The 12,549-nt window shown below is 38.5% G+C and carries 8 protein-coding genes and 4 pseudogenes; 5 read left to right on the top strand and 7 right to left on the bottom strand.

Translation table 11 applies throughout. From position 1 onward, the window contains the following. Positions 1-609 (top strand): multicopper oxidase domain-containing protein (locus HHA41_RS08065; RefSeq protein WP_035343633.1); only part of this gene is annotated, 609 nt, incomplete at its 5' end. Beyond that, positions 596-1,516 carry a copper resistance protein B gene (locus HHA41_RS08060; RefSeq protein ID WP_086197643.1) on the top strand — a complete coding sequence of 307 codons (921 nt, stop codon included), beginning with the start codon at positions 596-598 and terminating at the stop codon, positions 1,514-1,516. The genes HHA41_RS08065 and HHA41_RS08060, both read left to right, overlap by 14 nt. A 56-nt stretch (positions 1,517-1,572) precedes the next feature. On the opposite strand, the pseudogene HHA41_RS08055 reads toward HHA41_RS08060, so the two are convergent. The 3 genes and pseudogenes from HHA41_RS08055 to umuD all read right to left on the bottom strand — a co-directional run bounded on the left by HHA41_RS08055 (position 1,573) and on the right by umuD (position 4,652). After that, positions 1,573-2,544, bottom strand: a pseudogene (locus tag HHA41_RS08055) (IS481 family transposase). Between the two features lie 209 nt (positions 2,545-2,753). After that, on the bottom strand, positions 2,754-4,058 hold the full coding sequence (locus HHA41_RS08050) for a Y-family DNA polymerase (protein WP_034584491.1): 1,305 nt from the start codon (positions 4,056-4,058) through the stop codon (positions 2,754-2,756). A gap of 15 nt (positions 4,059-4,073) precedes the next feature. Next, positions 4,074-4,652, bottom strand: coding sequence for a translesion error-prone DNA polymerase V autoproteolytic subunit (gene umuD, locus HHA41_RS08045; protein WP_168461307.1), 579 nt, complete (start codon positions 4,650-4,652; stop codon positions 4,074-4,076). 409 nt (positions 4,653-5,061) lie between these two features. Between umuD and HHA41_RS08040 the strand changes: the two genes are divergently transcribed. Further along, the gene (locus tag HHA41_RS08040) at positions 5,062-5,508 is read left to right on the top strand and encodes a ribbon-helix-helix protein, CopG family (RefSeq protein ID WP_016658834.1); all 447 of its coding nucleotides are present in this window, start codon (positions 5,062-5,064) and stop codon (positions 5,506-5,508) included. Between the two features lie 486 nt (positions 5,509-5,994). On the opposite strand, the pseudogene HHA41_RS08035 reads toward HHA41_RS08040, so the two are convergent. The 4 genes and pseudogenes from HHA41_RS08035 to HHA41_RS08020 all read right to left on the bottom strand — a co-directional run. Continuing rightward, positions 5,995-7,321 (bottom strand): annotated as a pseudogene (locus HHA41_RS08035) (ISNCY family transposase). A gap of 193 nt (positions 7,322-7,514) precedes the next feature. After that, positions 7,515-8,366: a universal stress protein gene (locus HHA41_RS08030; protein WP_002115246.1), complete on the bottom strand. Its 852-nt coding sequence runs from the start codon at positions 8,364-8,366 to the stop codon at positions 7,515-7,517. 12 nt (positions 8,367-8,378) lie between these two features. Further along, positions 8,379-9,866 carry a SulP family inorganic anion transporter gene (locus HHA41_RS08025; protein WP_005146104.1) on the bottom strand — a complete coding sequence of 496 codons (1,488 nt, stop codon included), beginning with the start codon at positions 9,864-9,866 and terminating at the stop codon, positions 8,379-8,381. Between the two features lie 388 nt (positions 9,867-10,254). Next, positions 10,255-10,623: pseudogene (locus tag HHA41_RS08020) on the bottom strand (IS1-like element ISAba3 family transposase); the annotation flags it as partial. Between the two features lie 80 nt (positions 10,624-10,703). On the opposite strand from HHA41_RS08020, the gene HHA41_RS08015 reads away from it, so the two are divergent. Continuing rightward, positions 10,704-11,546, top strand: a complete 843-nt coding sequence (locus HHA41_RS08015) for a carbapenem-hydrolyzing class D beta-lactamase OXA-58 (protein ID WP_002002480.1) — start codon at positions 10,704-10,706, stop codon at positions 11,544-11,546. Positions 11,547-11,636: 90 nt separating this feature from the next. After that, positions 11,637-12,343: pseudogene (locus HHA41_RS08010) on the top strand (IS1 family transposase). Positions 12,344-12,549 lie beyond the last annotated feature (206 nt).

The following is a 12,549-nucleotide window of genomic DNA, read 5'->3' as shown; positions in this document are numbered from 1 at the left end:
ATGAAAGGTATGGATCATGATATGCCGATGAATAGCGCTACTGTTAAGGCGGCTTCAGACAAGAATGATAATACCGTATTTGGATGGGCAAATGCTTCAACACCTGAAGGTAATAAAGCATTGCAATATAGTGATTTGCAATCGTTAGATCCTCAAAAAGACACTCGTGCAGCTGAACGTGAAATAGAGATCCGTCTTGGTGGAAACATGGAGCGTTATATTTGGACAATAAATGGTAAAAAATTTAATGAAGCCGACCCACTAGTGGTGAAGTATGGTGAACGTATTCGCTTAAAATTTGTCAATGACAGTATGATGGCTCACCCAATGCACTTACATGGCATGTTTATGCAGCTTGAGAATGGTCAGGATCCAAGCAATATGCCAAACAAACATACGGTAATTGTTCCACCTGGGAAAACGATAACCACTCTACTCACAGCTGATGAGTTAGGTGAGTGGGCTATTCATTGTCACCTGCTTTACCATATGAGTGCAGGAATGATGAATAAACTCATTGTAGCTCAAGTGGAAGATGGTAATTCTACAAAGACTGTTCCTCAGTCCCAAGTAAATGAGAAGGGAGTAAATCCACATGCAAATCACTAAGAATTTCTTCTCAAAAACAGTCTTATCAATTGCATTAATAAGTATATCAAACTTAACTTTTGCTAATAGCAGCACTTCGGAACAAGAAAGTAATATTACAAATGGTATGAGAGTCTTATTACAGGAGTCTGGTGGCTTAAGATATAGCCCCCAAGAATTGTATCCAGAATATTATTCAATGGAAAATGCAAATGGGGGAGATAATATTATTTTGACTGCAAGAAAGAGATCAGACGGATCTCACGATGATCATCTTAAAGAACATGGCGGACAAATTTATCAAGTAACAAGACTTGAAAATGCATGGATGGTTGATGAAGACGGTAAGGGCAACCTAGGAACAAAGCTTGAAACTTTGATTGGAACAGATGAAAATCGTCTATTTATTGAAGCCAATTCGGAAAAGTCAGAAAGTAATGATCCAAAATATGCTGTATCAGCACTTTATAGCCGTAACGTAGCCCCATTTTGGGATATACAAGCTGGTGTAAGATATAGCGAAGATAAAAATAGCAGCAACAGTGATCGAGTTGATGGTGTTATTGGTGTATTAGGATTAGCTCCTTATTTCTTTGAAACACAAGCATATCTTTATGGCGGTGAGAATAATTTTTGGGGAGCAAGTTTTGAATTAGAACGTGATTTGCTTTTAACTCAGAAACTTATTACTCAACCTTATATCGAAGCAGATGTAATATTTAGCGATGATTCTAACTATGCTGCAAAATCAGGTTTATCAGAACTAAAAACTGGTATCAAAACCCGATATGAGATTACTAAGCGAATTAAACCTTTCATTGATGTTGCTTACCAATATGAAAAAGGACAGAAAGCCACTTCTATGCAAGAGGCAACAGAGTCTGAAAAGGGATGGAAATATGGTGCAGGTATCGAATTAGTTTTTTAAAATAATATGACTTGGAATCATGAATGGTAGCTTCGGCTACTATTCATGTGTGTGATTCATAGAGATCGTTTCAATTTAGCGATCTCTAAATCCATCTTGTAATTGGCGTGTTGAATCCGTTCATTGGATGGGTTGTATTGCTTATGGACCTCATCAGAGAAAGGGGTTTCTTCACATAATTCAAAGTACCTTTCCATCGGTGTTTTACCTTTCAAAGCTGAATGTGGTCTCATCCAGTTATAGTAATGCTGCCATTCGGCTAGCTTGTCTTGGATATCTTCAGAATTAATATCGACAGTAGCGTAGAACTCAGATTTATCAGTCTTTTGAGAGCGCTCTACCTTGCCATTCAAATGAGGTGAACCTGGTTTATTTGGCCTAAATTTGATTCCATGCTGCATCAATTTTTTCTGTACTTTCTCAGCAAAAAATTCCCGCCCACGATCGGTCTGTATTCGCTGTATGGGAAAAGGCATTTCTTCAATTACGCAGTCTAAAAAGTCGAGCGTATTCGCCGCTGTTCGGCGTTTATATATCCTTAAAACACGATATCGTGTGCAGTCATCGATAGATGTGTACTGATATAGCCCAGGACCCAGTTTACAGGTATCCATTTGAATTCTATCGCCTGGTAGTGGGCGTTCATAACGAATGAAATCTGCTTTACGACGGAATTTTTTAATTGGTTTGACTTGATGGGTGGATAGTACTTTATGGATAGTCGCTAAGGACAACGAGACTCCGTGCAGCCTCATCAATTCTGTTTGCAAACGTCGAGCACCCAGATTTCTAGCCGAGCGCATTTCCAATATTAAGTCCTCTAGCTCAGCATTGATTTTAGTATTTGGAGATTTTAATGGGCGTTTACTCTGACTACTTAATCCATCAATACCTTGCTCAGAATATCGTTTCCACCACTAGCGTAATGTTGGTCTAGAAATGCCACATCTCCGACAGACTAGGCCAGCATCATTGGTCTCTTCAAATAATTTAACCCATACGAGTCTTTGTTGAATTTCTCTGTTCATAGACACCAATTATATTGAAATGATGTCTATGAATCACACACATAAATGATGTAATGCCCATAAGCAGATAGTGTCTATGAAAACACTCATGTTTATGGGCATTTTTTATGTAGATAATCTTTGATTAGGTAGTTGTAAAATACAACTATTTGGCAATCAATAAACAACTATTGTGAAACCAAAACGAAATCAATTTATAGGCAGGATATTTACTTTACACAAAGCAGTTGATCCCACTTAAAGTAGTTCTGTGTTAGTCGATCTCGTGACATATTCCATGTTCTGTTCAGCATTAAACTCGCGCCTAAGGCAATTTTGGTTTTGCCATACTTAAGATGAATCGCTTCAAGGGAATCCATCAAGGAATTGCTGACTTCGATGTGTTTCATATCAGTGAACATGTCATACACATGGTTTTCCTTTGGTTCGAGACACGTCAGAATCACGCCGCATTTCTTGAATGCTATATCCTTTGCATACAGGCCATCAATCATCGTTGTAGCGAGTTTAGAGAGCACCAATAAGTTGTCGGTAGGTTCTGGTAAAGCTAAAGATAAAGATTTGTTGTAGAAGGGCTTTGAGCTATCAAATGGGTTTGATTGAACGAAACCAATCAGACAACCACACAACAAATTATCATCTCTCAGTCTGCTAACAGCATCCATGACATACAGCGACATGGCTTCCTTGAGATCATCTGTGTGATAGACCCTCTGCCCAAAGGAGCGACTAGCAATGATTTGCTTCTTTGCAGGTGGAGTATGTTCCAATTCAATGCAAGCAATTCCATGGAGTTCCAATAAGGTTCTGTGCATCACTACAGAGAATTGGTCTCGGATCATCAGAGGGGAAGCCAAGACAAAATCCATCACTGAATGAATCCCCATACTGTTGAGCCTCTTCGTATGCTTTCGACCAATGCCCCATACTTCACTTACATCAATTGCTTGATATACGCTCTCGGCTGAGCATGGATCCATTGAAACCAAGTTGCATACGCCATTGAAGTAATCGTTCTTCTTGGCAATATGGTTTGCGAGTTTCGCTTCAGTCTTTGAGCGTCCTATGCCAATACATACAGGTAAACCAAGCCAAGAAAACAAACGCTGACGAATCTGATGGGCATATTCAGTCAAGTCGTAATTCCCTGCATGAGCTGTCAGATCCAGAAAGCACTCATCAATCGAGTAAATTTCCTGCTCTTTAGGAGATACAAAATCGGATAGGATTTTCATGAATCTGCGAGACATTTCTGCATACAGTGCATAATTGCTCGATAGCACCTGAACATTATGGCGCTCTACGATGTCCTTGATCTGGAAGAGAGGAACACCCATTTTGATGCCCAAGTCTTTGGCTTCTTGGGAACGTGCCACAGCACAGCCATCATTGTTGGATAGCACAATGACAGGCTTATTGTTCAGACTAGGGTTGAAGACACGTTCACAACTGACATAGCAATTATTGATGTCTACAAGTGCATAGATCTTCTGGTGAGCTACTTGCATGAGCATGAAACCAATCAAGTATTAACGCTTTCTGAATGGCTTGATGACAAAAGTCACTACACCCCAAATTAGCATTTCCTGCCCATCTTGCAGATGAATGTCGGAATACTCAGGGTTCTCTGCTTTAAGCCAACGATTATCATCACTTTCGATCATGAGGCGTTTTACAGTGAACTCATTGTCGATCAGTGCAATCACGATGTCTTCATGCTTGGCTTCAATGCTACGGTCTACAATCAGTTCGTCATCAATCTCAATACCTGCATCTCTCATCGAAAGCGATGCGACCTTCACAATGAAGGTTGCAGCCTCGTTTTTGATGAGGTGTTCATTCATATCCAAGGTTTTGTCTATGTAATCCTGAGCAGGAGAAGGGAAGCCAGCAGCAACCTTTTCTGAAGCCAAGGGAATACTCATCACCAAGCTTGGATTCACTAAGGTAATGGATGCTATATCGTTGAATTTTGTCTTGGTTGATTCTGCTAGGTAGTTCTTGATTTCAATGACACGAGACTCTGGTACTCGAACGACCTTGGTTGGTTCATCATACAATGGTTTTCTTCCTGCACCATCTCTACTACCACCGCGTTGTCCAGCCATATAATTCACTCCCCAATAATTGAATATGTAACATAATCAAAGAATATGGAGAGATTTTTGCTAAGGCAATGAAATTACGATGAATGGTTGATGTGAATCATCAAATGATGTTCCTTTGAGCAGACCTTTACTATGTCAACGTAGAGGTCAAACCAAGAGGAAGAATAGTTAGTGCCGCCTTCGGCGGTGTTTTGAGATAACCGATTAATGCAAATCCAAACCAAAGGAAACCACTATGAAAATCATGAACCGTACCGGGTTTGTCGGAGAGTCAATATTCTCAGAGACTATCTCGATGACAAAATTAAAATATACCCCTGAAATCAGAGAAAGAGCGGTTCAAAAAATTTGAAACTACCATCTTAATGATATACTCTAATTGATATACATTTAGATTGGGTTGTTTATAATGTTGATGCTTCGATTACCTGTAGAATTAGAAAAACAGTTAGATCAACTGGCTGAAAAGAGTCAAAGAACGAAATCATTTTTAGCCAGAGAAGCTATTTCTATGAGTATTGAGAGCTTATCGAAAAAATATATACATGAAAACAAAGGGTTAAGTTACATGAATATTAATCTATATGAAACTCTCGTTAAATTTTTTTCTACACCAGTTAATTTAGAAACTGAATCTAGAAAATCTAAATTTATTATGTTTAGTGAGGACGGGAAATTATTTGTTCACAATAACAAAGATAATATTCGCCCTTTAAGCACTGATGAAGTTGATAATTTTTATAAGATTTTTAAGGAAACTGGAAGTCGATCTCCATCAACCTATACCGATGTAACCTTCAACTCATCATATATTCTTGCTGCACTATCTCATTTAAAAGAACAAGCTATTATTTAAATAGCTTATACAAATAAAAAACCCCGGCATCCTGCCGGGGTTTTTTATTGGAACATTAGGTCTTTGTGCTCTTGCATGTCTTATATAGCGCCATCCTGGTGCTTATTTTTTATTATATGGAACTTCCTGTTCCTGACCATTCAATAATATGAAAATTCCAGTATGCCGCATAGCAGCAAAGGGCCGAGATTCACGTAAGCCTAGGCCTACAAAATAGCCTAAATTTTATCCACAGCAATTGGGGATAGTTTCGCAACCTGGATCCGCATGGAATGGACACTTTCACTCGAATTGATCGTTTTTTAACCTATTTTACTGGCAAAATGTTACAGATCTGCTTAAAAACTCACCAACTTATTACAAAAGCAGATTTCTGCTGATTTATTGGTCATGACTAAATTTTTAAGTGATTGATTATTATATTAATATACAAGTGTTGTTATTCCCAAGTAGAAATGTCCTACCTACTAACCAAATAGAAATGTCCTATATGGACATTTCCAAGTCAAGCACAGGATTTAGATTTCGTTGTTGAATTGTTGTTTTCTGTGCACGTCTTCTTGGCATAGATTGAGAACGATTGCGTTTGTTTTGCTGTTCTAATTCTTCATGCTGTTGCTGGATATGAAACAAGACTGAACCCAAACGTTTATTCTCGACGATCTCTCGCTGGTTGAGCTGACTTAATTTATCAAAGATGCTGTAATTGATCTTTCTACCTTGATGCATGATAGCTACAGTACCATCCGGGTATTCCAGGAACTCAAGATACTTACCGATCAACCTTTGATTTTCTTCGGTCTTTTCCAGGAGATATACGCATTTATCATAAGTAATCGTCAGACTATTCGTGACTTCTGCGGGGTTCACGCCAAGTAAAAATATCATCTAACTCTTCGGCTGTTTCAGTGATAGGCCGATGTAGATTCTTAGGATTAAAAGCCATCTTGGCGAACTTCTGATTGAACTGCTCAATGAAGCAGGGTAGCCAGACATTAGCTTGCTCAATCGAACAGATGCCTTTCAGGCGCATTTCTTTGATCAGACGGTCCTGAAGGGTTCTGTTAGCACGTTCCACACGGCCTTTGGCCTGCGGTGAATTGGCGAAGATGATATCGATATTCAGGGTGTTGAGTACACGTCCAAACTGGGTAATCTTGGTATCTTTCTTGCTGCTTTGATTCACTCTAAAGACTGAATGTTTGTCGCTGTAAAACGCTAAAGGCTTACCGTGCTGTTCGACATATAAACGTGTCGAAATCATATAGTCAAAAGCTGATTCTGATTCACAGAAGCGTAAATGCTGCAATTTGCCTGTGGCATCATCAATGAACACCAGTAGGCAGCATTTAGCAGCGCGTCCTTCGAACCAGTCATGGTGTGAGCCATCAATTTGGATCAGTTCACCAAAGCAATCCCGGTTGTAACGAGGCTGATACGGGCGTTTCAGGCGTTTGGATCGAGGAATCCATAAGTCAGCTGCAATCATCCAAGAACGTAGGGTTTCTACTGAAAGATCGAATCCATGTACGGTGGTGAGCTTTTCATGCGCTAAAGTGGGTCCGAAACCATGGAGTTGGTCAGAAACAATATTGAGGCACTTGAGTCTGATTTCTTCAGGAAGTTTGGAATTGCTGATTTGGCCACGACCGGCATGGGCTAATGCAACTGGACCTTGGGCTTTGTATTTCTGCAGTAAGCGTCTGATCTGACGTTCTGAAATATGAAGTAGCTGAGCAGCCTGGGATTGAGTTATGCGTTGATCGCAGATTTCCTGCAAGACCGACAATCGTTTAAGTTCTTTATCCGACATAGACACCAACATATCAAACCGTCCGCTAAGGAAATTGCAAAAGTGCATATTCTAAAAGCGGACATTTTTACTTTGGAGAAACCGGACATTTCTATTTCGGAGTTACAAACACATTACGTATAAGGTGTATTATGTTAATTTTAGAAATTCTAAAAAAGGGATAGTTTTTAACTATCCCTTTATCTTGTAAAAATTATCTTAGTAATAATACTGGTTTTGTAGAACTTGATAACAATTTGGTCGTCGTACTACCAATAAAAAACTGGCGTATCTTTGAATGACCATATGCACCAATCACAATCATATCAATAACGTTTTTTTCTTGATAATCCAATATAGATTTCTCAACATCACCTTCAAGCACACTATCAATGACATCAAAACCATTATTTGCAAGTAGCTCTTTTGCCCAAGTGACTTGTGATGTCATATCACTATTTGGCTTACCAACATATACCACATGAGCTGTCAGGGTTTTTAATAAAGGGCTATTTGCAATTTTGTCTACACAAATACGTGCAGTAGGACTTCCATCAAAAGCAATTAAAAATGACTGAGGTGGACTAAACGGTGAGGATGTGATTAACACGGGTTTATGAAGAGCACGAACAACATTTTCAATATGGGTTCCAACTTTACTGGAATTGTGCTCGGTTTCAGTTCCATGCTTACCCATAACAAGAACTCGAATATCCTCTTCCATTCCCATGATTGTTTCTAAAAGACTGCCATGGCGTTGAAAGCTTTGAGCATCAATAGAGAACTTCTCCAATAGATAGTTTTTTGCTTCCCGAAGAAGAATTTGGCCATGCTCTAGCTCAATTTTCCCCTTACGTTCTTCCAGTTCAACCAACTCGTTTAGCAAGGTTTCTCGACTTCCTAGACCAATTGCACCACTTAAATCTTGTGGTGCTTTCGCTTTTGGCTTATCAATGACATGCAATAACTGAAGAGGTGAATTCAATTTATCGCTAAACCAAGCTGCATAATCACAAACGGTATTTGTTGCTAATGATCCATCAATACATGCAATAATTTTTGACATAATTCATCCCTCTTAGTGGCTATTTAAGCGATCTAAAGCATCTGGCTTATCATGGATACCAAACTTATCGACTAACGTTTTACTGGCTTCATTCATTCCAATCAGTTCGACTTCTGTTCCTTCACGTCTAAACTTAATGACCACTTTATCTACGGCAGCGACCGCAGACACATCCCAAAAGTGAGCCTGACTAACATCAATCACAACTTTTGAAAGTGCTTCTTTGAAATCAAATGCAGACGTAAATTTATCTGCCGAGCTGAAGAACACTTGACCCGTCACCGTATAAGTACGGGTACTTTCAGGTTCATTAAATTCGGACTGAATTGCCATGTAGCGTTCAATTTTGTTAGCAAAAAATAATGCAGAAAGAAGAACACCGACTAATACGCCATAAGCCAGGTTATGTGTGGCAACAACCACAACCACTGTCGCTATCATTACGATATTGCTAGAGAAGGGATATTGGCGAATATTGCGCAGTGAATCCCAGTTAAATGTTCCGATTGAAACCATGATCATTACGGCAACCAGTGCAGCCATTGGAATGACTTTGAGCCAGTCACTGATAAACACCACCATAATTAACAGGAAGACCCCCGCACTAAAGGTAGATAAACGGGTACGACCACCAGATTTCACATTAATAATTGATTGACCGATCATGGCACAGCCTGCCATTCCGCCTAAGAAGCCTGAAGCGACATTGGCAACGCCTTGTCCTTTACACTCACGGTTTTTATCACTGGTGGTATCTGTTAAATCGTCGACAATCGTTGCTGTCATCATAGATTCAAGCAAACCGACGGCTGCTAATCCCAGTGAATAAGGCAAAATAATAGCTAAAGTTTCAAGATTTAAAGGAATATCAGGAAGCAAGAAAATTGGAAGAGTATCTGGTAATTGCCCCATATCACCTACGGTTCTTACATCTAAACCAATGAACAAGGCAAAGAGCGTGAGGAGTACAATACAGATGAGGGGAGAGGGTAAAAGCTTGCCTATTACTGGGATATAGGGGAATAGATAAATAATGGCTAAACCACCAATTGTCATCGCATAGACATGCCATGTCACATTGGTGAGTTCAGGCAATTGGGCCATAAAAATTAGAATAGCCAAGGCATTCACAAAGCCAATCACAACCGACTTTGACACAAAGCGCATCAATGCACCTAATTTTAGATAGCCTGCTAGGATTTGAATAAATCCTGTCAAAATTGTGGCTGCTAATAAGTATTGCAGACCATGCTCTTTAACCAGTGTGACCATTAATAAAGCCATAGCACCAGTTGCAGCAGAAATCATCCCTGGACGACCGCCTACGAAAGAAATCACCACGGCAATACAGAATGAAGCATATAACCCTACCTTAGGGTCGACACCTGCAATAATTGAAAAGGCAATTGCTTCAGGAATTAGAGCCAAAGCAACAACAATACCCGCAAGAACATCCCCGCGAATATTGGAGAACCATTGTTCTCGAATAGTGGATAACATGAAAATAGCCTATTTTTTTAAATTTTAGGAAAGGCTAGTGATGTGATATATGACACACAAGCTACTACACCACATCACTAGACAGTGATGAGTTATTTACTGTTTTAAGAGATAAATAAACTTATGGTGGCGTAAGTGTCATATTAAGAAAGATATCTATTTTGGAGGGTTTCGGGGGCAATGATAGCAGTTAGGCCCTTTTCTATCCACCCTAACCGCAGTACTGAAGTAAAAGTAAGAATGATCATAGATAATTTTAGAATTGATTTATGTCCATTTAACATAATGGCTGTTATACGAAACGAGAGTGTTAGAACCCATTTAAAGTGTCTATATTCTCACCAATAAAAATGTCCGGTTTCTCCGAGGTAAAATATGACTTTTGAACAAAAATAAGCCATTGTTTATTCTTTTTATTTCCAACAAAATTCCAGAACTCATCTACTTCGAGAGATTCATAATGACTTTGCTGAGGCTGAATTTCATAGGTTGATTCAGTTAAAGTACGTAAAACTTTACCGATACTGATGCGCTCAACTTCAGCAATATCTCGTATACCGCTGCCTCTGACCATCAACTGTAATATTTTACGAGTAATACCTGACTTACATCCTAGATAGCTCAGTGCATGATCACCAATAAACTGACGTTTACAGTCTTTGCACTGATAGTTTTGTTTCCCATCTACTTTGATACCATTTTTCTTTATACTATCACTGAGGCAGGTTGGACATTTGATTGCTAGAGTTATTTGCATTTCTCTATTTTATCAAAATCCAATCGGCTTTTTCTTCAGCATACTTTTTGAAACACTACCAAATTTTAAAGTTGTATATCATGAAATTATTAAAAATATTGAGTTTAGTTTGCTTAAGCATAAGTATTGGGGCTTGTGCTGAGCATAGTATGAGTCGAGCAAAAACAAGTACAATTCCACAAGTGAATAACTCAATCATCGATCAGAATGTTCAAGCGCTTTTTAATGAAATCTCAGCTGATGCTGTGTTTGTCACATATGATGGTCAAAATATTAAAAAATATGGCACGCATTTAGACCGAGCAAAAACAGCTTATATTCCTGCATCTACATTTAAAATTGCCAATGCACTAATTGGTTTAGAAAATCATAAAGCAACATCTACAGAAATATTTAAGTGGGATGGAAAGCCACGTTTTTTTAAAGCATGGGACAAAGATTTTACTTTGGGCGAAGCCATGCAAGCATCTACAGTGCCTGTATATCAAGAATTGGCACGTCGTATTGGTCCAAGCTTAATGCAAAGTGAATTGCAACGTATTGGTTATGGCAATATGCAAATAGGCACGGAAGTTGATCAATTTTGGTTGAAAGGGCCTTTGACAATTACACCTATACAAGAAGTAAAGTTTGTGTATGATTTAGCCCAAGGGCAATTGCCTTTTAAACCTGAAGTTCAGCAACAAGTGAAAGAGATGTTGTATGTAGAGCGCAGAGGGGAGAATCGTCTATATGCTAAAAGTGGCTGGGGAATGGCTGTAGACCCGCAAGTGGGTTGGTATGTGGGTTTTGTTGAAAAGGCAGATGGGCAAGTGGTGGCATTTGCTTTAAATATGCAAATGAAAGCTGGTGATGATATTGCTCTACGTAAACAATTGTCTTTAGATGTGCTAGATAAGTTGGGTGTTTTTCATTATTTATAAGAATTAGAAGTTTGAGGTTAATCTATTTTTGGTAGTGTTTCAAAAAGTATGCTGAAGAAAAAGCCGATTGGATTTTGATAAAATAGAGAAATGCAAATAACTCTAGCAATCAAATGTCCAACCTGCCTCAGTGATAGTATAAAGAAAAATGGTATCAAAGTAGATGGGAAACAAAACTATCAGTGCAAAGACTGTAAACGTCAGTTTATTGGTGATCATGCACTGAGCTATCTAGGATGTAAGTCAGGTATTACTCGTAAAATATTACAGTTGATGGTCAGAGGCAGCGGTATACGAGATATTGCTGAAGTTGAGCGCATCAGTATCGGTAAAGTTTTACGTACTTTAACTGAATCAACCTATGAAATTCAGCCTCAGCAAAGTCATTATGAATCTCTCGAAGTAGATGAGTTCTGGAATTTTGTTGGAAATAAAAAGAATAAACAATGGCTTATTTACGCCTATCATCGAGAAACAGGTGAAATTGTTGCTTATGTTTGGGGTAAACGAGATTTAGCTACAGTCTAACAATTGAAGACAAAGCTTAAACAATTAGATATTCACTACACCCGAATTGCAAGTGATCATTGGGACAGTTTCATCACTGCTTTTAAAAATGGTAAGCAAAGTATTGGTAAATTTTTTACTGTAGGTATTGAAGGCAATAATTGCAAAATAAGGCATAGAATTAGGCGTAGCTTCAGAAGAAGCTGTAATTTTTCAAAAAAGCTTGAAAACCATTTTAAAGCTTTTGATTTAGCCTTCTTTTCTTTTACATCAATAATGGCTTCATTTAAAGGCAGCATACTTTTTGAAGCACCACCAAAATTTTATGTTAAGTAGAGACTAAAAATGCCCTTGATTAAGGGCTTACAAGGGCATTTTGTATAAGGTGTATTATGTTAATTTTAGAATTTCTTCATTAGAGAGATGGATCCGTAAATTTGAACAACTCCTATAAGTGATATTCTGCTCCTCAAATGATGTTATAAACATCAATATA

Origin of the sequence: Acinetobacter sp. A1 (genome assembly GCF_012371315.1) — a bacterium.
In the GTDB taxonomy this organism is placed as follows: domain Bacteria; phylum Pseudomonadota; class Gammaproteobacteria; order Pseudomonadales; family Moraxellaceae; genus Acinetobacter.
The sequence above is the reverse complement of the archived record's forward strand: the minus strand, read 5'-3'. Positions and strand labels throughout refer to the sequence as shown.